Source organism: Leisingera sp. UBA4491 (genome assembly GCF_002388965.1).
In the GTDB taxonomy this organism is placed as follows: domain Bacteria; phylum Pseudomonadota; class Alphaproteobacteria; order Rhodobacterales; family Rhodobacteraceae; genus Leisingera; species Leisingera aquaemixtae.
In genome coordinates this window covers 52,507-73,865 of record NZ_DGNN01000014.1, presented here as the reverse complement: position 1 = coordinate 73,865, position 21,359 = coordinate 52,507, and the positions used below count along the sequence as shown (strand labels likewise).

The window sequence follows — 21,359 nt, the reverse complement described above, 5'->3', positions numbered from 1 at the left end:
CGCAAGTTGCAACCGGGGCCCAACCAGTCTTTGCCGCAGCAGACCGCCAGCGCAAGAGCGTAACCGCACCGGATCCGGGCGAACCTCCGCCGCCTGTTTAAATTTTATCCCGCTGATATGTCACAGTTTAATGCGCCTGACCCTACGTCGGTGCCATTCCTCACATTCAAAAAACTGAGGAAGACCAATGAGCACTACAGCCGCCGGCGCGCAAACGCCCGTTCTGATCCTGACCCCCAACGCCCTGGAGGCCGCGGACATCAGCGACTACCTGCTGCGGCGGGGGTACCCGGCGGTGAGCACCGAGACCCGCCTCGACGGGCTTGCCGCAGCGCTGGACTATGCCGCACAGCCGCCGCACCTTGTGTTCTTCGGGTTTCCGCTCAGCGTTCCCGCCGCCCGCGACTGGCTGCAGTCGGCCATGGCCAAGGAATGGCGCCTCATCCTGATCAACGGCGACACCACCGAGCCGGAGCTGCGGTCGCTGCCGATGCTGAGCCGCCCGTTCGCAACCCCGCATCTGGACGCGGCAATGCAGCTTCTGGGCGAATAGCCGCCTTTTGCCCGGCGGCAGCAGGCCTGTCTGCCGCCGGAGCCCTGTCCGGGACGGGGCCAGCCGTTTCGCCTGATGGCTGCACGGCAGAGATACCGCGCAATCACGGAACTTCGCAGCCGCCACCGCGTTCTCCTAGTGTTGCCGCCGCAGCGCGGCGGACCCCTGCACTTTCCCAAGGAGGACACGACATGGACGACGACCGCATCACCGGCAAATGGACCGAGCTGAAGGGCCGCCTGCGGGAAACCTACGGCGAACTGACCGAAAACGAGCTGGAAGAAACCAAGGGCGAGCGCCAGAAGCTGGAAGGGCTGCTGCAGCAGCGCCTGGGCAAGACCAAGGACGATATCCGCGAGACTGTCGACCGTATGCTGGAGAGCCTCTGACATGGCCCGCAGACCTGACAGTGACGCCGACGCCGCCGCCCAGCTGTGGAAACGCCTTGAGGACACCCGCACCGGCATGCTGTCGGTCGACGGCAGCAGCCAGCACCCGCAGCCGATGAGCCATTTTTCCGACCCTGACAGCGGCGAAATCTGGTTCATCACCTCCGCCGACACCGATCTGGTGGCTGCGGTCGGACTGGGGGCGGAGGCCACCTTCTGCTACCAGTCGCAAAAGGGCGATTACCACGCCTCGGTCAAAGGCCCGCTGGTGGTCTATCAGAGCGAGGAAAAGCTCGACAGCCTGTGGAGCCCGCCGGTGGCGGCCTGGTTCGAGAAGGGCCGCGAGGATCCCAAGGTCACCCTGCTGCAGCTGACCCCGCGCGAGGCTGCGATCTGGGCGTCGGATTCCAACCCGATCCTGGTCGGGCTGAAGATGCTGAACGCCGCAATGCGCGACGACGTGAGCGAACCGGACGTCGGCATTCACCGGGTGATCAACTTCAGCGACGTGGCCTGAAACGCGGCCTGACCCGCAGCCAGCGCGGCAAGCCGCAAACGATCAGGCCCGCCGGACAACACCGGCGGGCCTATTCCGTTCAGCCCTGATCCGTTCAGCGGGGCCGCTGCCCGGCGGCGGCAATCAGCCCGCGTTGCCGGCGAAGGCCATCGTCTCCAGAACCGCACTCAGCTGCTCCACCGTGTAGGGCTTTTTCAGGATTTTCAGCCCCGGGAAGCGCTTGGTGATGTCATCCGTTGCGCCGTACCCCGTGGCCAGCACCACCGCGATGCCCAGCTCGCGGCACCTCTCCACCACCGGCAGCGAGTTTTCCGGCCCCAGGTTCATGTCCGCCAGCACAAACTGTGTGCCGCCCCGCTCCAGCAGGTTCAGCGCGGTCTCGACCCCGCTGCAGGTCTCCACCTTTTCGGCGCCCAGCTGAGACAGCATGTCCGCCGCATCCATGGCGATGATCATGTTGTCTTCCAGCACCAGCGCATTGCCGGACAGGCGCGGCACGACCGACGCCTGCCGCGCGCCGGTCTTCGGCGCCGGGGCCGCAGGCTTTTCCGCCTTGCGCACATGGCGGGCGGGCAGCACAAAGTCCGCCTCCAGCCCGGTGAGCTGGTATCTCACGTTCGCTTCGCCCCGCAGCTCAAACGGCACCGATTGCTCGATCAGCGTGGTGCCGAAGCCCCTGCGCCGCGGTGCCTGGACCGGCGGGCCATCGCATTCGCGCCAGCTCAGCGCGGCGGTGCCATCGCCGTTCAGCGCGGTGCGGATTTCCACCCGCCCGGACGAGTCGCTGAGCGCGCCGTATTTGACCGAGTTCGTCACCAGCTCATGAATGACCAGCGCCATGCAGGTAAACGCCGCGGGCGACAGCTCCAGCGCTTCGCCGTCAATCGACACCCGGCTGGCCTTGCCCGACAGAAACGCCTCGGTTTCCGTCCCGATCAGCACCGTCAGCGGGCTCCAGTCCCATTCCGAGCCGGTCAGCTGGTCATGCGCCCGCGCCAGCGCGTGAATGCGCGCGTCCAGCACCTCGCCAAAGGCATCGGCGGATTTCACCGACTCCTTGCCCTGCGACACCAGCCCGCGGATCAGGTTCAGGATGTTGCGCACCCGGTGGTTCAGCTCCGCAATCAGCAGCTCCTGCTGGTCCTGCGCCCGCTTGCGGGCGGCGTTGTTCTCATCCGACAGCTTCAGAACCACTTCGATCAGGGTTGTGCGCAGGGCCTCGGCAGTGCGCTGCTCGCGCTGCTTCCACGGCTGGCAATGGCCGCGCGCCACCTCCTGCCAGGCCTCGAAACTCTTGCGCGGCGTCAGCCGCAGGCCATTCGGCCCCGGTTCGGCGGGTTTTTCGGGGTTGCCGGCCCAGGTCACCGATTTGATCACCTCGCGCCGGAACAGCACAAAATAATCCCGCGGCTTGCGCGACACCGGGATCGCCAGCAGCCCGGCCACCCGGTCCGCAAACCCGTCAGTGGCCGGATAGCGCTTGATCAGGTTGCTGTTGCTATAGACCTGCGCGGGCGGCGTGGTGTTCAGGAACCGCACCAGCCCCAGGAACTCCTCTTCCACCGGAGCGGATCCGGTCGATTTGTACTGCCCGTCCGAATAAATCGCGGCCCCGTCAAAGGGGATGACCTCGCCGATGCCGCTGCACAGGTCTTCAAAAGCCGCAAACAGGTTGGAGCCATTGGACAGCTGCGGCATCAGGCTGTCATGCAGCTCCCTGGAACGGTCGATGTCGCCCAGCTCATCGGCCATTTCCATTTGCGCCAGCTCATAGTTGAACAGCTGCGCAAACAGCTCCACCGAAGTGCGCATTTCATAGCTGAGGTACTGCGGCTTGGGGTGATGGCAGGCGAACAGACCCCAAAGCTGGCCATTGCGCAGGATAGACACCGACATCGAGGCCGCAACCCCCATGTTCCTGAGATATTCCATATGGATCGGAGACACCGCCCGGGTCACCGCCAGCGACAGGTCCAGCGGTTCGCCATTGGGATCGGTTTCCGGCAGCACCGGGTGGACCGGCGCCGTGACGTCGGGAATGATCCGCAGCATGTTGCGCACATACAGCGCCCGGGCCTGCTTGGGGATATCGCTGGCCGGATAGCGCAGGCCCAGAAACGGCTCCAGGTCCGAATCGCGGGCCTCCGCGATGACGGTGCCGCTGCCGTCTTCCTCGAACTTGTAGACCATGACCCGGCCATAGCCGCTCAGCGCTTTGAGGCCCCTTGCGGCCTCCTTCGCCATCGCGTCCAGCGCCCCGTGGCGCTGCACCCGGCCGATCAGTGCCTGCACCAGCCCCGGATCATGCACATCGCGCGCATCCGCTGCCCGGCGCTCGAACTCCAGAACGAACAGCCGCCCGGACTGGTGGATCGAGACGTCAAACTTCTGCCCGTCGCCGCGCAGGTCATAGCCGAACACCCGCACCGCGCTCTGCTGCATCCGCAGCATCTGCATCCGGGTGCGCAGATCGTGCAACGCCTGCGGGCTGAGAATATCCATCACCGGCCGCCCCGCCAGATCCGACTCATCCAGTCCCAGAACCTCGGCGCAATTGGCAGAGGCATGGGCGATGATCCAGTCCGCAGAAACCGCAATCAGGCAGCCAAAGCTCTGCACATGGCCGATAATATGGATCGGCTCCTGATCGCAGGTCGTCAGATCCACCTGCGCCTCGGCGGCACTGGAAGTTTCGTCAGGCATGAACCGCCCTCCCCTCGGCAGACTCAGCATCAATGCATTCTAAGCAAAATTCGAACAGGCCGGTAGCATCTGTGACAATCCGGTCCGCCGCCGCGCCGCCGGCCGGAAGCGCTTCGGCCCGGGCCACATAGCCGCGCCAGTAGTCCATATAGGGCGGCGCCGACAAATAGCTGCCCGCATAGGCGGTCTCCGGCAGGCCGCGGTCCAGCCAGCGCTTGCGCAGCACCTTCGCACCCAAGCGCGAGCCGGACACCACGTAATCCACCGCCAGCGGATGCGGGTCCAGCGGCAGCCGCGGCACAGGCGCCAGGCGGCCCAGCTGCTCCAGATCCGCGCCCGCCCGCTGCGTCAGATCACGGATCACCGGCGCGCAGGCGGCGCTCTGGCTCACCGGCTCCAGCGCCGCAAACAGCCGCCACTGCAGCAGCAGAAAACGCGCATAGCCCTCCGTGCCCTGCTGATCCAGCCGGGTTACCTGATCATCCAGCGCGGCATGGCAGTGCCGCGTGTCCCCGCGCAGCCGGGCACGCAAGTTCTCATATTGGGCCTTAGCCACGGAACCGTTCCCCCTAGTCAGCAGCACTATAGCGTTCGCCAAAACCGAATCAATGGGCTTCCGCCGCGATAAAAGACGGGGAAAAGCAAAGTTTTGCAACGCTTTAGGCGCCTTGCCCCTGCGCAAGCCGCGCTGGGGCGGCCCTTACCGCGGGGCACTTGGCCGGCCGGCTTCAGGCCTGGCCCCGCTGCTGCCGGGCTGCCTGCCGTATAGGCGCCCAGTTTAACTAACTTCAACGCAAGTCGCCGGCAGGCTCTTAACCCTGTGTTTACAGCCCTTTCCGGGAAAATGCGGCGAAAATCGGGCAAGCCTGCCGCAATTGCCCGGAAGCTGCCGCGAACATTCCGCAATTGGCTTCCAGCGTGAAGGCCAGCCCGCGCCCTCTGCCCGGGCCCCACGCCGCCACGAGGACCTGACGCTGTGCCGCATGACATCTTTTCCGCCGATCCGGCGCCGGCCTGCGAACTGCCCTGCGGCTTCAAGCTGCTGCAGGGCCAGTACCAGATCGAGCGGCCTCTGCTCAGCGGCGGCTTCGGCATCACCTATCTGGCCCGCGACAGCCTGGAACGCCGCGTCGTGATCAAGGAATGCTATCCGGCGGGACTCTGCCGCCGCAGCGGCACCGATGTGGAACCCAGCGCCCCCGAACATGCCAGATCCTGCCGCAACGTGCTGCGCGCCTTCCTGCGCGAGGCGCATCTGCTGGCGCGCGCCCGGCATCCCGCCATCGTCGGTGTCCACCAGGTGTTCAAGGAAAACCAGACCGCCTATATCGCGATGGAGTTCATCGACGGGCTGGACCTGCTCACCGTGCGCGAGGAGCAGCCGGAGCGGCTGACCGGGCCGGTGCTGCGCCGGATCCTCGATCAGTCGCTGGAGGCGCTGGACTGCCTGCACCGGCTGGGCGTCCTGCACCGCGATATCTCACCGGACAACATCCTGCTGGGCAAGGACGGCACCGTGACGCTGATCGACTTCGGCGCCGCCTGCGGCAGCACCCCCGATGACAGCACCGCGCTGCCGATGCTGCTGGCGGTCAAGGACGGCTATTCTGCCCATGAGCTTTACAGCCCCGATCTGCCCCAGCGCCCGGCCTGCGACCTCTACGCGCTTGGCGCCACGCTCTATTACCTGATCACCGGCGCTCCGCCCGCGGCCAGCCAAAAGCGGCTGGCGGCGCTGCTGGCGGGCTCTCCGGACCCCTGCCGCCCGCTGCTGGGCGGGCCCTGGGCCGCGGACCCGGCGCTGCTGGCGACCGTGGACATGGCAATGTCGGTGCTTCCGGCGGAACGGTTCCAAAGCGCCAGCGGCTGGGCCGCCGCCCTGGCGGAGGAAGACGCGCCGCAGCAGGCCGCAGACCCGCAAACCGGGCCGGCGGCCCCCGCGGCGGCAGCCGCCTGCGCCGACGACGGCAGCCGGCTGGCCGCGGCAATCTCCGAGCTGGTCGCCAAGACCAATGACAGCCTCAAACCCGGCCTGCCCCGCTCCGCCCGCCAGGCGCAGACCCCGCCTGCCGCCCCGCCCTCCGGACCGCGCCGCCCGCTGGTCAACATCTTCGGCGAGCCGGTCACCGACCTGGAGGCCTGGCTGGAAGAAGAGGATGCGATCTCCTGGCGCAAGAAAATCGCCCCTTCCGCGCAGCAGCCGCCGGGCGCGGCCCCGGTACCGCTGGCAGATCCGTCGGACCCGGCACTGGGCCTGCGCCGGGACAAGCCGACATTCGCCGGCCGCTTGCGCAGGATCTTCGGGCGTCCCGCCAACAGCCCGCAAACGGTTAAGAACTGAAGGGAATGGGTATGAAGTTCATCAAGGATATCATTGGCGAAAAGCGGGAACGAGTCCGCCTGGACGGCGCCGCCGCCCCAGCCGCGGAACCGGTGCAGCCGCCCGCAGAGGACACCGGCAGCCGCGCGCCCTTCAGCCTCGGCAGCAGCTTCCGGCTGGACCCGGAACCCGGTCCGCCCCCCGCCAGCCCTGACGCCGCCGCGGCTCTGACAGAGGCTTTCCGCGACCCGCCGGACGTGCCCGCGGCAGACCTGGACGGTGAACCGGACGATGATTTCGCCGGTTTGAGCGGGCCCGAACCGGAAGAAGATGCGATTGCCGCCTTCTTCGCCCGCGAGCAGACCCGGACCGCGGCACCGGACCGCCCGGACACCGCCGCCTTCTTCGCCGCCCCGGAGCATGACACCGCAGAGGCGGATCCCGCGGAAGCGCCGGAAGAGGATTTCTTTGCCCAGCCGGAACACGCAAACGACGACACGGCAGAGGCCGTCGCGGCGGATCCGGATTTCAGCCGCCTGCAGCAGCCGGAGCCGGACGCGGACACCGCCAGACCCTACCGGATCTTCACGCGCAGCCACACCGCCGGACGGACCCCGGACGCCATGGGAGACCGCACCGAAACCGCCGCAGCACCCGCTCCTGAGCTGGACCCGCAGCCGGAAGTGCAGCCCGCAGTGCAGCCGGAACCCGCCTTCATCGCGGCGGAACCCCCGGCCCCTCAGGCTGCCGCGGCCCCGGCAGCGCAGCCCGCATGGGAAGCGCCCCCGGCGGAGGCGCCGCAGGCCGCCGTCTGCGCACCCGCCGCCGCCCCGGCCGACGCGCCGATTGACGTGCCCGCGCCCTCGATGGGCCGCGGCGCCAGCCGCGCGGGCCGGGTCAAGACCCGCCTCCTGGGGTTCAGCCCGGCGCAGGCCGCCGCCAGCGACCCCTTCGCCCGCAGCGCAGAGGCCGCGGCGCCCGGCTACACCCAGTTTCCCGTCGGCTGGCTCGCCATCGTGCAGGGGCCGGGCCGCGGCGCCGCCTTCACCCTGTTCAGCGGCGTCACTGTGATCGGCCGCGGCGCGGACCAGACCGTGCGGCTCGACTTCGGCGACAACAGCATCTCCCGCGACAACCACGCCGCCATCGCTTATGATCCGGAGCAGAAGTCCTTCTTCATCGGCCACGGCGGCAAGGCCAACCTGGTGCGCCGCAACGGCCGCCCCGTGCTCAGCACCGAGGCGCTGTCGGCGGGCGACGTGATCCGGATCGGCGAAACCAGCCTGCGCTTCGTGCCGCTGTGCGGCGCGGACTTCGGCTGGGACCAGCCGCAACACAGCGATGCCGCAGATGCTGCATTCCGCTGAGATCGAATACGACGCCGCGACGGCCATCAGCCAGGGCCGCCGCGAGCGTCAGGAGGATGCGGTCGCCGCCGATTTCCCGGCCGGCACCGGCACCGGCTTTGCGGTGCTGGCCGACGGCATGGGCGGCCATGCGGCCGGCGACATCGCCAGCCGGATCGTGGTTACCGAGGTGTTCAGCGAGCTGAAACTGCAGGCTGGCGACCCGGCGGCGCTGGAACAGGCCATCGGCGCGGTGCTGCAGCAGGCCGCCAATGGCGCCGACGCCTGTCTTGGCGAATATGCCAGCCATCAGCCCCAGGCCCGCGGCATGGGCGCCACCCTGCTGGCGCCGGTGCTGTTTTGCGACCGGCTCTATTGGATCTCGGCCGGGGACTCGCCGCTCTACCTGTTCCGCGAGGGCCGCCTGATCCGGCTCAACGCCGATCACTCGATGGCGTCTGAATTGGATGGCCTGGTGGCCGAGGGCCGGATGGACGCCGCCGAGGCCGCCAGCCACCCGGACCGCCACTGCGTCACCTCGGTGCTGACCGGCGCGGGCATCCCCCGCCTCGACTGCCGCAGCGCCCCGGTGCGCCTGCAGGCGGGCGATATCGTGCTGGCCGCCAGCGACGGGCTGCAATTCCTGCCCGAAGCCGAAATCGCCGCCGTGCTGGCCGCCGAACGCCTGAGCCCCAGCGCCCGCATCGGCGCGGTGCTGATGCAGCGGCTGGAGGCGCTGAACGCGCCCGAACAGGACAATGCCGCGCTTTGCGTCATCAAACCCTTCGACCCGCGCGCCGGGCACCCTGAACCGGCCCCGGCTCCGGCCCCGGCACAGCCCGCACCGCCGCCGCAAACTCCGGCACCGCGCCCCCGCGCCGGACGCCGCGTCGTGACCCTGCTGGCCTCCGCGACATGGCGCGGCGCGCCCGCCGCCAGCCAAACCAAGACGGATGCACCGGTGTGAGCCTTCCCCAGCGAGACATAACCCCGCTTGCCGGCCAGCTGGAGCACACGCTCAGCACCGGGCTGCTGCCGCCGGACGTCACCGGCTGGGGCAGCCAGTTGCTGCAACGGCTGCGGCAGCCGGTCCGGGTGGCTGTCACCGGCGCCCCGGGCACCGGCAAATCGGCGCTGATCGACATGCTTCTGGGCCGGGTGGTGATCGGCAAGACCGCCGCGGGCCTGCCGGTCGAGATCTGCTACGGGCCCGAGGAGCAGGTGGTGTTCGACACCCCTGCGGGCACGCGCCGGCAGCAGGCCGGCTGCCTGGCAGACTCCGCCGTGCCGCCGGATGCGCTGCGGGTGCGCCAACACCTGCCCGACCTGCGGCTGCGCGCCCACAGCTTTTGCGAAATCCCGCTGGCAGGCCCGCCCGGCCGCCAGCAGGACACGCTGCAGCAGGCCGCCGCCATGGCGGACATCATCCTGTGGTGCAGCGAAACCTTCCCCGAGGCCGAGCAGGCCCTGTGGTCGGCGATGCCGGACAGCACCAAGGATCACAGCTTTCTGGTGCTCACCATGGCCGACCGCCAGATCATGCGCGGCATCCTTCCCGGCCTGATCCAGTCGCTGGAGCCGGTCGCCGCAGAGGAGTTTCTCGGCGTCTATCCGGTGGCCGCCATCCAGGGCCTCACGGCGCAGAACGCCGGCGCCCCGGCAGAGGATCTGTGGCGCTCCAGCGGCGGCAGGCAGCTGGCCGAAGACGTGCAGCGCCAGATCGGCCTGGGCCGCGCCTCGGATGCGGATCAGGCGGAACTGCTGATCCGCCAGTTTGGCGGCCCCCTCCCGGCAGACGCTCCGCCGCCGCCCGCGGCCAGCCCCGCCGCAGCACCGCCAGCCCCCGCCGCCAGCTTGGCCGCGGCGCTGGACCAGCTGCAAAGCGGCGCCGAGGACATGCTGGCCCAGGCCGAAGCGGCCGGCGGCCCGCAGGCAGGCCCTGTCCTGGCGCACTGCATGGACCTGATCCGCAGCCTGACCGCCTCGCTGGAGACCCTGCCCGGCAGCGCCGCGGTCAGCGCCGCCCGCGACGCCGCCCAGGACGGCGAGGAGCTGTTGATGCTGTGCCAGCTGGAACAGGACGAAGACGCGGCCATCGACGCGGTGACGCTGCTTTTCCAACTGAAGAAGGAGCTGGCCGAAGTCCCCCCCGGGTAGCGCCCGCGCCCGGAAACGCGCCCAAGAACACGCCAATGCAGGAACAGCAGATTCAGCCATGAACATGGAAGCCCAGATCGAGAGTGCCACCGACATCCGCGCCTCCGCGCGGCCGACCAACCTGAACGCCGGGCTGGAGCCGCTGGCGGCGTTTGCCCGCAAGGCGCAGCGGCTGGATACCGCGCTGGCCGCCCTTGCCGAGGTGTCGGGCGAGCGGGTCCGGCGCAGCCTCGCCCGGCTGCAGGCGGAACTCGCCGCGTTCGAGCCCAGCGTCACCCTGCTGGGGCAGGTGAAGTCCGGCAAGACCTCTCTGGTGAACGCCATGGCGGGCTGGGCCGACCTGCTGCCCTCCGACGTCAATCCCTGGACCTCGGTTGTCACCTCATTGCACCTGGAACCGGACGGGACCCGCACCGAAAACAAGGCCAGCTTCCAGTTCATGACCGAGGACGAATGGGACCGGCTGACCACCAAGGGCGGCCGCATCGGCGAAATGGCCGGCCGTGCCGGCGCCGGCAGCGAGCTGCAGAAGATCCGCGCCCAGATCGAGGAGATGCGCGAACGCTCCCGCCAGCGGCTGGGCCGCAAGTTCGAGCTCCTGATGGGGCAGAAGCACGACTACGGCTATTTCGACAAGAACCTGATCGAACGCTACATCTGCCTCGGCGACGACTTCGGCGGCGAGGAACCGGGCGCCGTGGACGAACAGGGCCGCTTTGCCGACATCACCCGCGCCGCCGATCTGTACCTGAACTGCCAGAGCGTGCCGCACCGCCTCTGCCTGCGCGACACGCCGGGCGTAAACGACACCTTCATGATGCGCGAGCAGATCACCATCCAGGCGATCCGCGACAGCCGCATCTGCGTTGTGGTGCTGTCGGCGGGCCAGGCGCTCACCTCGGTTGACATGGGGCTGATCCGGATGATCTCCAACCTCAAATCGCGCGAGGTGGTGATCTTCGTCAACCGCATCGACGAGCTGGCCGACCCCGCAAACCAGGTGGCCGAGATCGAGGCCAGCATCCGCCAGACCCTGCAAGCGCACCACGGCCCGCAGGAGGCCACCATCCTGTTCGGCAGCGCCTATTGGGCCAACAAGGTGCTGACCGGCGGGCTGGAGGATATGGATCCCGCCAGTTCCGCCGCGCTGCTCAGCTGGGCCGAGGCGTCGGTCAACGCGTCCCACGCCAAGGCCACCGCCCAGAACATGGTGTGGGAGCTGTCGGGCATCCCGGCCCTGAACCGCGCGGTCTGCGAACGCATCGCCGCCGACCTCGGCACCCCGCTGCTGACGCGCATTGCCGCCTCCGCCACCACGGCCGCCACCGGCCAGCAGGCCGCCAACGCGGTCATGGTGCAGGGCGAGGGCAGCGGCGGCGGCGCCAACCTGCACGACGTCCGCACCGCCTTTGAGGATCTGTGCCAGACCCACCTTGAGGCGCTGGAGGCAGAGGCGGGCCAGGTGCTCGACGCCTTCCGCGACCGCGCCGACCGGGCGCATGCCACCTTTACCGACCGCGCCACCCACGCGCTGATCGACCATCTGGAGAAATGGGGCGAGGACTGCCATTGGGAATACGACCCGGCCGGGCTGCGGATGCTGCTGCGCTCGGCCTATTCGGTGATGGCCAGCCGCCTGCAATCCGCCGCGCAGACCCGCTACGAGGCCGCGGTGCAGGATGTGGCAGAGCTGCTTTACGACGGCTTCGGCCCGGCGGTCGAGGGCATCCAGCTTGCGGTGCCCGAGGTGCCCCAGCCCGCCTCGCCGGTGGCGCTGGCGCAGTCCATCGCACTGGATTTCAACGATAGCTGGTGGGCCTCCTGGTGGCGCCGCACCCGCGGCTACAAGGCCTTTGCCAAACAGTTCCGCAGCCTGATCGCAGGCGAGACAGAGGACTTCATGACCCAGCTCAAGACCGTGCAGACCGCGGACGCCCGCGCCGCCATCCTCGCCCGGCTGCAGGGCTTCTTCGACGATCAGCGCGACATCCTGCTGGAAATCGCCGACTGCCGCCGCGGCGGCGGCGACATGCAGGCGCTGTTTGCCGGCGATGAGGCCCGCCGCCGCCAGACCCAGACCGCCACCGCCTTGGAAACCCTCAGGAGCTTCACCGCATGACCCAGCACACCGCCATTCCTGCCCCCCTCGCTCCGGACGCGGCCCCGGCGCGCAAGCCCCGCCTGGCGCTGATGGGGGAATTCAGCGCCGGCAAAAGCACCCTGACCAACCTGCTGGCCGGCCGCGCCCCGCTGCCCACCCGCGTCACCGCCACCCGGCTGCCGCCGGTCTGGCTGTCGCATGGGCCGGAGGGCGCCAGCCTCACCGGCACCGACGGCAGCGAAACCGAGGTGCCGCTGGAGGACATCGCCGCGGCACCGCTGGAAAGCACCGCGCTGATCCGCCTGACCCTGCCCGCCGAGGCGCTGGAGCTGTGCGACCTGATCGACATGCCCGGCATCTCCGACCCGAACATGCCCGCCAGCGTCTGGCAGGCGCTGCTGCCCGAGGTCGACAGCGTGATCTGGTGCACCCATGCCACCCAGGCCTGGCGCCAGTCCGAAGCCGCCGCGTGGGAGGAGATCTCCAGCCGTCTCAGCGGCCCCAGCACCCTGCTGATCACCCACTTCGACAAGCTCCGCAATCCCCGCGACCGCGACCGCGTGCTGCGCCGCGTGCAAAAGGAAACCGGCGATGCCTTCAACGCCATCTTCCCGCTGTCGCTCAGCCAGGCGCTGACCGCGGGCGACGACATGGAGGCGTGGAAGACCAGCGGCGCCGACCGCTTTGCCGAATATCTGGTGGATCTGCTGCTGAACTGGGCAGAGCCCGGCCGCCGCCCGGCCCAGGCCGCAGCCCCGGCCCAGCCCCAGTCTGCCCCGCAAATCGCACCGCAAGCGGGCGGAGGTCCGCGCGCCGAAGTGCTGGATTTCGGCAGCAAACGCGAGGCCGCCGCCAGTGCCGCTCCCGCCAGCCGGGTGATGCCGCGCCGCGTCGCGCCGCCGGCCAAGCGCAGCCAGCGCCCGGGCCGCGCCCGCCCTGAAACCCAGCCCGCCGGAGACTGACACCGCCATGCCAGCCGCTGCCGCCCCGGAGTGCCCGCGCCACGAAGGAGACCCAAGGTGACGCTTGCCCGCCAGCTCGACACCCTGCGCCAGAGCGCGGACGGCTGCCGCCTGGCGGCCTTCGGCGATCTGGGCGCCAGCATCGTTCTGCGCAGCAGCAGCGCCGCCAGCCACCCGCAGGAATACCTCGACGCGCTGTGCCAGCAGGCCCGCCGCGGCTTCCTGATGCTCGACGCCGCGGCGCAGGCCGGGCCGGAGGCAGCGTGCCCGCCCGCCGATGACATCCTGATGCTGGTCCCGGGCGAGGCCCGCCTCTGCATCCGCGCGCCCGATGGCTCCGGCGACGCGCTGCTGTGCGCCTGCAGCGACGCGGACACCGCCGCCCGCCTCGCCGCGCCTGCGCGGGCGCTGCTGGCCGGTCTCGGCGGGGGCGCAGGATGACCAGCCCTGCCCGCCAGCTCCCCGGCGCAAAGCCCGCCCCGGACGCCCTGCTCCAGGCGCTGCGGCAGCTGGCGCAGCCGGTGCAGGCGCTGACTGCTCAGGCTCAGCGCGCCGCCGCGGGGCAGGAACCGCTGCTGCCCGCCCTGCTGCGCGAAATCGGGGAAACCGTGCTGCCGCGCGAAATCACCCTGTGCATCGGCCAGGCCCCCGCCGCCGTTCTCACCGCCGCCCACCGCAGGCTCGCAGGCCTCAGCCTGGGCGGCACGGCGGAGGCGGGCGCCGCGCCGGAGGACCCCGCCGCCGCCGCCCGGCTGTTTGCCGCCCGGCTGCGCCGGCTGGAGGCGCAGGCCGCAGGCGCCGGCATCACTTTCCGCCGCCGCCCCTGCGCAGCGCCGCAGGGCGCAGGCAGCTGCACCGCCGCCCAGCTGCAGGAGGCGCTCGCCGCCGCCAGCCGCAGCCCGCTTGGCACGCTGCGCAGCGCCGCCGCAGCGCAGGCCCTGGCATGGATCCATTGCCCTGCCGGTGCGCAGGCGCCGGACAGCGGCGGCCCGCCCCCCCTGCTGCAACAGCTGCAGGCGGTCCGCAGCGCCTTTGCCGCCAGCGCCGCCCGCCCGGGATCGGCCAGAATGCCCGCCCACAGGCCCGACTGCCTGCTGCTGCCGGTCTCACCTGATCTGCGCATCCTGGCCGCCGCGCATGAGGATGAGCTTCTGCTTCTGGCGCTGCCGCCCGGGGCCGTCCCCGGCCTGATCGAGACCTGGACCGCCCTGTTCTCCTGACCTCTTCTGCCCGGCACGGCTCAGACGGTGCACCCCGCCGGGCCGCAGCCGGCCGCGGGTCCGGCCCCGTCCGGCGCGGCGCCCGCCGCCGCCGGCGCGTCCTCCGCCATCAGCGCGGCAATTTCCGCCCCCAGCCGCAGCTCCGAAACCTCGCCGAAGTGATGCGCCCGCAGCTCCCCGTCCCTGCCGATCAGCAGCAGGCTCGGGGTGCCGCGCATCCCATAGGCCTCCATCGTGCGCGGCATCGGCCCGCCGCCGGGCCGGTCCACCCCTACCGGAAAGGTGATCCGGTATTCCTGCAGAAACGCCGCCAGCGACACCGGCGTCATCGCCGCGTGATGCTCAAACACCGTGTGCAGCCCCAGCACCGCCACCCGGTCCTGCGGAAAAGCCGCCCGCACCTTCTGCGCCAGCGGCAGCCCGTGGCGCACACAGCCCGGGCACAGCATCTGAAACGCCTCGATCACCACCACCCGGCCCCGCAGCGACTGCAGGGTGACGGGACCGGGGCTGTTGAACCACTGCACGGTATCAAGTTCGGGTGCGGGCATGTCTGTCTCCTTGTCTCCGCTCGGTCACAGGCGCCGCCCCGGCGCGCCGGCCAAAGGGGCCGCCGGGGCGGCAGGGGTCACAGCTTGCCCGGCAGGCTCAGATCGCCGGAGGCCACATCGAACACATCGGTGACACACAGCAGCGGCGCGTGGATATTGGCATTCACCCGCAGCGCCGCGGTGACTCCGTCATAGGCCGCGCCCTCCAGCGCCACCTCCCGGCCGAAGGCCGCTGTCACCGCGATCTCCGGCCCGTCGAACACGGGCGAGAATCCTGGGCTGTCGAGGAACACCGGGAACCCGGGCCAGGTCGCAGGCAGCTGCGGCGTCTCGCCTTCCGGAATGTCGCGCACCGCCAGCGCCCCGGGGCCGCAGGCCTCAGTTGGCGTCAGCACCACCCAATGGCTGTGCCAGACCACCCCGTCATTAGCCGGATCGCCGTCCTGGTTCTCGTCGAACAGGGGCGTGTCGTCGAAATCCGGGTGGCTGGTCGCCGCCAGCGCCAGAATGCCGGTGCCGCCCTCGAACCCAACCACCGACGGGTCCAGCGAGGTCGGCCAGACATAGGACAGCACCCCTGCCCCGCCCACGGCGCCCGTTGCCTCCGGCACCTCGGCGCCCGCGTCGCCATTGGTGGTCATGTGAAAGGTCACCAGGTTGCCCTTGCGGTGCGCATGTGCTGCCAGAATATCAAAGGCCGCCCGCGTCCCGTCCGCCGATGCCGCCGACAGCACAGCGCCGTCCTGATCCGCCGCGCGGCCGTGGCCCTCATCTGCCAAAGCTGCGCTAGCCGCCAGCATCAGCGCCGCGCCCGAAATAAGTGAAATCCGCATTGCAATGTCTCCGTTATGCCCTTCGCGATGCCCTCTTGTAGTTTCGAGTCGCTATCTTTTTCAAGTATTATTTCGACTCGCTACTTTTCAGCCCGCACCACTCCAGCAGCCGGGCAGACACACAGAGACCTCCGCCGCGCGCCGCTGGCGGGCGGCTTCCGCACGGCGGAGCTGTCAGATCATCGCAGAAACGCGGCGCAGGCGGCGCTTACGCCCCAGGCGCCTTGTAGGCGCCGGCAATGCCGCTGGCCTTCTTCTGCATCTCGAGGAATTCGTCCGCGGTAAAGGCCCGCACGGTCCTGAGGTTGCTGACCGCACCGCTGGCGCCCACCGCCAGCAAGCCCGCCAGCAGGGCCGACACATCGTCAATGTTCACATGGATGGCAAAATCGCTGTCCCCCGTGGTCAGGAAAAAGCTTTCCTGGGTGCCGCCCGCCGCTTCGACCAAAGCACGGGACGCAGCCTCGCGGTCGCTGGGGCGTTCAACCATAGCCTTCATGGCAGAGGCGGTATAACAACCGGTCACGATAAATCTTGGCATTCTGACTCTCCCTTGGGGTAAAAGGCGAGCCGTTTTCGGGCACGATGCCGGATCGTCCGGCCCGCATGCCCCCAAGCTGCCATGATACCACAAGACGGGGCCGTTTGGCATGCCAAACCGGGCAGCGGGCCGGCGCCTGCCCCTGCCGGTCAGGAGGCGGGCGGGAACACGGCTGTTTTCTTGACCGTGCCGTACACGAAACTGGTGTCGATCGAGGCGATGCCGCCGATCGGGTGGATGCGGTTGCGGATGAAGCTTTCATAGGCTTCCAGGTCCGGCACCAGCACCCGCAGCTGGTAATCCATCGCCCCGGTCAGCACATGGCACTCCAGCACCTCGTCCATCCGCCGCACCCGGCCTTCAAAGGACTGAACGTCGGTTTCATTGTGCCGCTCCAGCCGGATCCGCACAAAGACGGTGATCGCCAGGCCATAGGCCGTGGCGTCCACATCGGCGCTGTAGCCGCGGATCACCCCGCTCGCCTCCAGGTTCCGCACCCGGCGCAGGCAGGGCGAGGGCGACAGGTTCACCGCCTCGGCCAGATCCTGGTTGGTCATCCGCCCGTCGCGCTGCAAGGCGCGGATGATCTGTCTGTCTTTGCTGTCCATGCGGCCCCCGATTGGCAGATTATGCCAAATTCTACTCTCTGGCTGGCATAATTGGCAATCCATCACCTTCCGGACAGGCGCAATATGGCAGCAACAGAGATCAGGAGCCCGACATGAAACGTTCCGCAGGATTTGCCACCCGCGCCATTCACCACGCCTACAACCCGCAGGACCACGACGGGGCGCTGACCCCGCCGCTGCACCTGACATCGACCTTCACGTTTGAGACCGCCGAAGCCGGCGGCGAGATGTTCGCGGGCGAGCGTCAGGGCCATATCTACAGCCGTATCTCCAACCCAACCTGCGACCTGCTGGAACAGCGCATCGCGGTGCTGGAAGGTGCCGAGGCGGGCCTGGCCCTGTCCAGCGGCATGGGCGCGATCACCGCGGTTCTATGGACGCTGCTGTCGCCCGGCGACGAGGTCATCGTCGACAAGACGCTTTATGGCTGCACCTTCGCCTTCATGCGCCACGGCCTGGCGAAATGGGGCGTCACCATCACCCATGTCGACATGACCGACCCGGAAAACCTGCGCGCCGCGGTGTCGGAGAAAACCCGCGTGGTCTATTTCGAGACTCCGGCCAACCCCAACATGCGGCTGGTCGACATCGCCGCCAGCGCCGAGATCGCCCATGCGGCGGGCGCCACGGTGGTGGTCGACAACACCTATGCCACCCCCTACCTGACCCGCCCGATCGAACACGGCGCCGACATCGTTCTGCACTCCGCCACCAAGTACCTGGGCGGCCACGGCGATGTGGTGGCCGGCCTGGTCGCGGGCACCGCCGAGCAGATCGCCGAGATCCGCCTGGTTGGCATGAAGGACATGACCGGCGCGGTGATGGCGCCCTTCAACGCGATGCTGATCCTGCGCGGCATCAAGACCCTGAACCTGCGGATGGACCGCCACTGCGCCACCGCCCGCACCGTCGCCGCCTACCTCGAGGCGCACCCCGCCGTCGGCGCGGTGTATTTCCCGGGCCTCGACAGCTTTGAACAGCGCGCTATCGCGGAACGCCAGATGGACCAGCCCGGCGCCATGATCGCCTTCGAAGCCAAGGGCGGCCTGGCCGGCGGCATTGCCTTCATGAACCGGCTGGAGATGATCCAGCGCGCGGTGTCGCTGGGCGACGCCGAAACCCTGATCCAGCACCCGGCGTCGATGACGCATTCCACCTACACGCCCGAGGAGCGCGCCGAGCACGGCATCAGCGACGGCCTCATCCGCCTGTCGGTCGGGCTGGAAGACGCCGAAGACATCATCGCCGACCTGGAGCAGGCCCTGGCCCCCGCCGCCCTTCAGGCCGCCGAGTAACCCGCCCTTCAAGGAGACCGCCATGCGCCCCGATCCTGCCCACCTCAAGACCATCGAACAGCGGCTGCTGTGGCTGTCGCACTGGATGGTCCACCACGCCAACCACATCCGCCCCAAGGCGGACGGGATCAAGGTGGGCGGGCATCAGGCGTCCTCGGCCTCGATGGTCTCGATCATGACGGCGCTCTATTTCTCCGCCCTGCGGCCCGAGGACCGGGTGGCGGTGAAACCCCACGCCGCCCCGGTCTTTCACGCCCTGCAGTACCTGATGGGCAACCAGACCCGGGAAAAGATGGAGAACTTCCGCGGCTTCGGCGGGGTGCAAAGCTACCCCAGCCGCACCAAGGACACCTGCGACGTGGATTTCTCCACCGGCTCGGTCGGGCTGGGGGTGGCGATCACCTCCTTCGCCTCGCTGATCCAGGATTACATCACCGCCAAAAGCTGGGGCGCAGACGCCCCGATGGGCCGCATGGTGGCCCTTGTGGGTGACGCCGAACTGGACGAGGGCAACATCTACGAAGCCCTGCAGGAGGGCTGGAAAAACGATCTGCGCAATTGCTGGTGGATCATCGACTACAACCGCCAGTCGCTCGACGGCATCGTCCGCGAGGGCCTGTTCGAGCGGATCGAGAAGATCTTCGACGCCTTCGGCTGGGACGTGGTGCGGGTGAAATACGGCGTCCTGCAGCGCGCCGCCTTTGCCGAACCCGGCGGCGACAAGCTGCGCGGCTGGATCGACGCCTGCCCGAACCAAGACTATTCCGCCCTCACCTTCATGGGCGGCGCGGTCTGGCGCCAGCGCCTGCTTGACGACCTTGGCGATCAGGGCGACGTCACCGCCCTGATCGAACGCCGCAGCGATGCCGAGTTGGCAGCGCTGATGGAAAACCTCGGCGGCAACTGCGTGGAGACGATGGCCGAAACCTTCGACGCCATCACCCACGACCGCCCGGTCTGCTTCCTGGCCTATACGGTCAAGGGCTGGGGCACCCCGATTGCGGGCCACAAGGACAACCACGGCGGCCTGATGAATTCCGCCCAGTTTGCCCAGTGGCAGGCCCATATGGGCGTGCCCGAGGGGCAGGAATGGGATCCCCTCGCCACCGTCCAGGACCCGGAAGGCCTGCGCCAGTTCCTCTCCGAAGTGCCCTTCTTTGCCCAAGGCACCCGCCGCTATGCCGACGCCCGCCTTCCGGTGCCCGAAATCGCCGCCCCCGCCGGACGCGAGATTTCGACCCAGATGGCCTTCGGCAAGATCCTCGACGATCTCTCCAAGGGCAGCAGCGACCTGGCGGACCGCATCGTCACCACCTCGCCGGACGTGACCGGCACCACCAATCTCGGGCCCTGGGTGAACCGGCGCAAGCTGTTCTCCCGCACCGCCCAGGCCGATGCCTTCATCGAACACCGCATCCCCTCCACCGCGAAATGGGAATTCACGCCGGAGGGCCAGCACATCGAGCTGGGCATTGCCGAGATGAACCTGATGCTGCTCCTGGGCGCGGCGGGCCTGTCGCATTCGCTGTTCGGCAAGCGGCTCATTCCCATCGGCACCGTCTACGACCCCTTCGTCAGCCGCGGCCTCGATGCGCTGAACTACGCCTGCTATCAGGACGCGCGCTTCATCCTCGCGGGCACGCCCTCGGGCGTCACCCTGGCCCCCGAGGGCGGCGCGCACCAATCCATCGGCACGCCGCTGATCGGCATGTCCCAGGACGGTCTGGCCGCCTTTGAACCCGCCTTCGCGGATGAGCTGGCGGTGATCATGCAATGGGCCTTCGATTATGTGCAGCGCGACGGCGAGGGCGATCCGGACGAACGCACCTGGCTGCGCGACGAGACCGGCGGCTCGGTCTATCTGCGCCTCACCACCAACCCGCTGGAACAGCCCGGCAAGCGGGCCGATGACGCCTTCCGCCAGGGCACCATAGACGGCGCCTACTGGCTGCGCCCGCCGGGGCCGAACTGCGAGGTGGTGATTGCCTACCAGGGTGCCGTCGCGCCCGAGGCGATCAAGGCCGCAGGCATGATTGCCGAAGAACGCCGCGACATCGGCGTGCTGGCAGTGACCTCTGCCGACCGGCTGAACTCCGGCTGGACCGCCGCCCAGCGGGCGCGCTCGCGCGGCAACGCCGCGGCGCAGTCCCATGCGGAAACCCTGATGGGTGCGCTGCCGCCGCACTGCAAGCTGATCACCGTGATCGACGGCCACCCCGCCACGCTGTCCTGGCTGGGCTCGGTCGCAGGCCATCAGACCATCCCGATGGGGGTGGAGCATTTCGGCCAGACCGGCACCATCGGCGACCTCTACCGCCACCACGGCATCGACGCCGCCGCCATCGTCGAAAAAGTGAACGGCCTCACCGCAGGCAAGCGGGCCGGCCGCGGCGCCTTTGCCGCGATGGCGCGCAGCTGAGGCCTGAAAAACGCGGGGGCGATCTGCCCCCGCCCCGCGCTTTTACAGCACCGCGCCGCTGAACTGCGCCAGCCCGACGCCGCTGTCCTGCAGCGCGCGGCGCACATCGGCGGCAATCGCCACCGCGGCCGGGGTGTCGCCATGCAGGCAGATGGTGTCGATCCGCGCCGGGATGCGCTTGCCGCTGGCGGTGATGATGGCGCCCTCGCGCACCATCTCGACCATCCGCCGCCCGGCCTCTGCCGGATCATGGATCACCGCGCCGGGCAGGCTGCGGTCCACCAGCGTCGCATCATCGTTATAGGCGCGGTCGGCAAAGATCTCGCAAGCGGTCTTGCAGCCCAGCTCCTGCGCCGCCTGCTGCTGCGCGGTGCCCGCCAGCACCATCACGATGATCTCCGGGTCCACCGACAAGGCCGCCTGATAGCAGGCCCGCGCCATCGCCAGATCTTCCGAGGCCATATTGGCCAGCGCCCCGTGCAGCTTCAGATGCCGCACCGCGCCGCCCGCCGCGCGCGCCATCGCCTGCGCCGCGCCCAGCTGGTAGCGCACCATGTTGCCCAGCGTCTCATGCGGCACCGACATCCAGCGGCGGCCAAAGCCCTGCAGGTCGGGAAAACCGGGATGCGCGCCGATGCCGGTGCCCTTGGCCACCGCGTGTTTCATCGTCGCCGCCATCACGTCCGGATCGCCCGCATGATAACCGCAGGCGATATTGGCCGAGGTCACGATATCCAGCAGCCCGGCATCATCGCCCAGCGACCAGGCGCCAAAGCTTTCGCCCATATCGGCATTCAGATCGACAGTTCGGGTCATGTCATCT

The 21,359-nt window shown here is 69.0% G+C and carries 20 protein-coding genes; 13 read left to right on the top strand and 7 right to left on the bottom strand.

Annotation, left to right across the window (positions count from 1 at the left end; all coding sequences use genetic code 11):
- Nucleotides 1-187 precede the first annotated feature (187 nt).
- From B2P87_RS07545 to B2P87_RS07535, 3 genes are all read left to right on the top strand, one after another.
- On the top strand, nucleotides 188-553 hold the full coding sequence (locus tag B2P87_RS07545; RefSeq protein WP_058285669.1) for a hypothetical protein: 366 nt from the start codon (nucleotides 188-190) through the stop codon (nucleotides 551-553).
- A gap of 191 nt (nucleotides 554-744) precedes the next feature.
- Nucleotides 745-942 carry a CsbD family protein gene (locus B2P87_RS07540; RefSeq protein ID WP_141892182.1) on the top strand — a complete coding sequence of 66 codons (198 nt, stop codon included), beginning with the start codon at nucleotides 745-747 and terminating at the stop codon, nucleotides 940-942.
- Nucleotide 943: 1 nt separating this feature from the next.
- Complete coding sequence (locus B2P87_RS07535; protein ID WP_027245959.1) at nucleotides 944-1,459, top strand: pyridoxamine 5'-phosphate oxidase family protein; 516 nt, start codon at nucleotides 944-946, stop codon at nucleotides 1,457-1,459.
- Between the two features lie 123 nt (nucleotides 1,460-1,582).
- On the opposite strand, the gene B2P87_RS07530 is transcribed toward B2P87_RS07535, so the two are convergent.
- A complete protein-coding gene (locus tag B2P87_RS07530; RefSeq protein WP_141892183.1) occupies nucleotides 1,583-4,162 on the bottom strand; it encodes an HWE histidine kinase domain-containing protein in 2,580 nt (859 codons plus the stop codon).
- Nucleotides 4,155-4,718, bottom strand: coding sequence for a biliverdin-producing heme oxygenase (locus tag B2P87_RS07525; RefSeq protein ID WP_141892184.1), 564 nt, complete (start codon nucleotides 4,716-4,718; stop codon nucleotides 4,155-4,157). The genes B2P87_RS07530 and B2P87_RS07525 overlap by 8 nt, the downstream gene beginning before the upstream one ends.
- Nucleotides 4,719-5,138: 420 nt before the next feature.
- On the opposite strand from B2P87_RS07525, the gene B2P87_RS07520 reads away from it, so the two are divergent.
- Genes B2P87_RS07520 through B2P87_RS07485 form a run of 8 tightly spaced genes read left to right on the top strand, consistent with a single transcriptional unit; the run spans nucleotide 5,139 to nucleotide 14,268 of the window.
- Nucleotides 5,139-6,503 (top strand): serine/threonine protein kinase, encoded by a 1,365-nt coding sequence (locus B2P87_RS07520; protein ID WP_141892185.1) that lies wholly within the window; start codon nucleotides 5,139-5,141, stop codon nucleotides 6,501-6,503.
- Nucleotides 6,504-6,514: 11 nt separating this feature from the next.
- The gene (locus B2P87_RS07515) at nucleotides 6,515-7,849 is read left to right on the top strand and encodes an FHA domain-containing protein (RefSeq protein WP_244940840.1); all 1,335 of its coding nucleotides are present in this window, start codon (nucleotides 6,515-6,517) and stop codon (nucleotides 7,847-7,849) included.
- Entirely contained in the window at nucleotides 7,833-8,795 is a 963-nt protein-coding gene (locus tag B2P87_RS07510; protein WP_141892186.1) for a PP2C family protein-serine/threonine phosphatase, read from the top strand. The genes B2P87_RS07515 and B2P87_RS07510 overlap by 17 nt, the downstream gene beginning before the upstream one ends.
- Nucleotides 8,792-9,985, top strand: a complete 1,194-nt coding sequence (locus tag B2P87_RS07505) for a hypothetical protein (protein ID WP_141892187.1) — start codon at nucleotides 8,792-8,794, stop codon at nucleotides 9,983-9,985. The genes B2P87_RS07510 and B2P87_RS07505 overlap by 4 nt, the downstream gene beginning before the upstream one ends.
- A gap of 58 nt (nucleotides 9,986-10,043) precedes the next feature.
- Entirely contained in the window at nucleotides 10,044-12,104 is a 2,061-nt protein-coding gene (locus B2P87_RS07500; RefSeq protein WP_141892188.1) for a dynamin family protein, read from the top strand.
- Nucleotides 12,101-13,048 carry a dynamin family protein gene (locus B2P87_RS07495; RefSeq protein ID WP_141892189.1) on the top strand — a complete coding sequence of 316 codons (948 nt, stop codon included), beginning with the start codon at nucleotides 12,101-12,103 and terminating at the stop codon, nucleotides 13,046-13,048. Before B2P87_RS07500 ends, B2P87_RS07495 begins: the two co-directional genes overlap by 4 nt.
- A 57-nt stretch (nucleotides 13,049-13,105) precedes the next feature.
- Entirely contained in the window at nucleotides 13,106-13,489 is a 384-nt protein-coding gene (locus tag B2P87_RS07490; protein WP_141892190.1) for a hypothetical protein, read from the top strand.
- Nucleotides 13,486-14,268 carry a hypothetical protein gene (locus tag B2P87_RS07485; protein ID WP_286852330.1) on the top strand — a complete coding sequence of 261 codons (783 nt, stop codon included), beginning with the start codon at nucleotides 13,486-13,488 and terminating at the stop codon, nucleotides 14,266-14,268. The genes B2P87_RS07490 and B2P87_RS07485 overlap by 4 nt, the downstream gene beginning before the upstream one ends.
- A 20-nt stretch (nucleotides 14,269-14,288) precedes the next feature.
- On the opposite strand, the gene B2P87_RS07480 is transcribed toward B2P87_RS07485, so the two are convergent.
- The 4 genes from B2P87_RS07480 to B2P87_RS07465 form a co-directional block, all read right to left on the bottom strand.
- The gene (locus B2P87_RS07480; protein WP_141892192.1) at nucleotides 14,289-14,819 is read right to left on the bottom strand and encodes a redoxin domain-containing protein; all 531 of its coding nucleotides are present in this window, start codon (nucleotides 14,817-14,819) and stop codon (nucleotides 14,289-14,291) included.
- Nucleotides 14,820-14,896: 77 nt separating this feature from the next.
- Entirely contained in the window at nucleotides 14,897-15,652 is a 756-nt protein-coding gene (locus B2P87_RS07475) for a hypothetical protein (protein ID WP_286852327.1), read from the bottom strand.
- A 208-nt stretch (nucleotides 15,653-15,860) separates the two neighbouring features.
- Nucleotides 15,861-16,193 carry a GYD domain-containing protein gene (locus B2P87_RS07470; RefSeq protein WP_141892193.1) on the bottom strand — a complete coding sequence of 111 codons (333 nt, stop codon included), beginning with the start codon at nucleotides 16,191-16,193 and terminating at the stop codon, nucleotides 15,861-15,863.
- Between the two features lie 149 nt (nucleotides 16,194-16,342).
- On the bottom strand, nucleotides 16,343-16,801 hold the full coding sequence (locus B2P87_RS07465; RefSeq protein WP_058285682.1) for an Lrp/AsnC family transcriptional regulator: 459 nt from the start codon (nucleotides 16,799-16,801) through the stop codon (nucleotides 16,343-16,345).
- A gap of 113 nt (nucleotides 16,802-16,914) precedes the next feature.
- On the opposite strand from B2P87_RS07465, the gene B2P87_RS07460 reads away from it, so the two are divergent.
- Both B2P87_RS07460 and B2P87_RS07455 read left to right on the top strand, forming a co-directional pair.
- The gene (locus B2P87_RS07460) at nucleotides 16,915-18,117 is read left to right on the top strand and encodes a methionine gamma-lyase (protein WP_141892194.1); all 1,203 of its coding nucleotides are present in this window, start codon (nucleotides 16,915-16,917) and stop codon (nucleotides 18,115-18,117) included.
- Nucleotides 18,118-18,139: 22 nt separating this feature from the next.
- On the top strand, nucleotides 18,140-20,536 hold the full coding sequence (locus B2P87_RS07455) for a 1-deoxy-D-xylulose-5-phosphate synthase N-terminal domain-containing protein (protein ID WP_141892195.1): 2,397 nt from the start codon (nucleotides 18,140-18,142) through the stop codon (nucleotides 20,534-20,536).
- 42 nt (nucleotides 20,537-20,578) lie between these two features.
- On the opposite strand, the gene B2P87_RS07450 is transcribed toward B2P87_RS07455, so the two are convergent.
- Complete coding sequence (locus B2P87_RS07450) at nucleotides 20,579-21,352, bottom strand: LamB/YcsF family protein (RefSeq protein ID WP_141892196.1); 774 nt, start codon at nucleotides 21,350-21,352, stop codon at nucleotides 20,579-20,581.
- Between the last annotated feature and the right edge of the window lie 7 nt (nucleotides 21,353-21,359).

Excerpts from the sequence above, each read along its gene's own strand:
- B2P87_RS07510 (WP_141892186.1), top strand. The coding sequence starts at position 7,833 with ATGCTGCATTCCGCTGAGATCGAATACGACGCCGCGACGGCCATCAGC.
- B2P87_RS07485 (WP_286852330.1), top strand. The coding sequence starts at position 13,486 with ATGACCAGCCCTGCCCGCCAGCTCCCCGGCGCAAAGCCCGCCCCGGAC.
- B2P87_RS07500 (WP_141892188.1), top strand. The coding sequence starts at position 10,044 with ATGAACATGGAAGCCCAGATCGAGAGTGCCACCGACATCCGCGCCTCC.
- B2P87_RS07545 (WP_058285669.1), top strand. The coding sequence starts at position 188 with ATGAGCACTACAGCCGCCGGCGCGCAAACGCCCGTTCTGATCCTGACC.
- B2P87_RS07470 (WP_141892193.1), bottom strand. The coding sequence starts at position 16,193 with ATGCCAAGATTTATCGTGACCGGTTGTTATACCGCCTCTGCCATGAAG.
- B2P87_RS07530 (WP_141892183.1), bottom strand. The coding sequence starts at position 4,162 with ATGCCTGACGAAACTTCCAGTGCCGCCGAGGCGCAGGTGGATCTGACG.
- B2P87_RS07495 (WP_141892189.1), top strand. The coding sequence starts at position 12,101 with ATGACCCAGCACACCGCCATTCCTGCCCCCCTCGCTCCGGACGCGGCC.
- B2P87_RS07450 (WP_141892196.1), bottom strand. The coding sequence starts at position 21,352 with ATGACCCGAACTGTCGATCTGAATGCCGATATGGGCGAAAGCTTTGGC.
- B2P87_RS07455 (WP_141892195.1), top strand. The coding sequence starts at position 18,140 with ATGCGCCCCGATCCTGCCCACCTCAAGACCATCGAACAGCGGCTGCTG.
- B2P87_RS07480 (WP_141892192.1), bottom strand. The coding sequence starts at position 14,819 with ATGCCCGCACCCGAACTTGATACCGTGCAGTGGTTCAACAGCCCCGGT.
- B2P87_RS07465 (WP_058285682.1), bottom strand. The coding sequence starts at position 16,801 with ATGGACAGCAAAGACAGACAGATCATCCGCGCCTTGCAGCGCGACGGG.
- B2P87_RS07535 (WP_027245959.1), top strand. The coding sequence starts at position 944 with ATGGCCCGCAGACCTGACAGTGACGCCGACGCCGCCGCCCAGCTGTGG.
- B2P87_RS07460 (WP_141892194.1), top strand. The coding sequence starts at position 16,915 with ATGAAACGTTCCGCAGGATTTGCCACCCGCGCCATTCACCACGCCTAC.
- B2P87_RS07475 (WP_286852327.1), bottom strand. The coding sequence starts at position 15,652 with ATGCGGATTTCACTTATTTCGGGCGCGGCGCTGATGCTGGCGGCTAGC.
- B2P87_RS07515 (WP_244940840.1), top strand. The coding sequence starts at position 6,515 with ATGAAGTTCATCAAGGATATCATTGGCGAAAAGCGGGAACGAGTCCGC.
- B2P87_RS07540 (WP_141892182.1), top strand. The coding sequence starts at position 745 with ATGGACGACGACCGCATCACCGGCAAATGGACCGAGCTGAAGGGCCGC.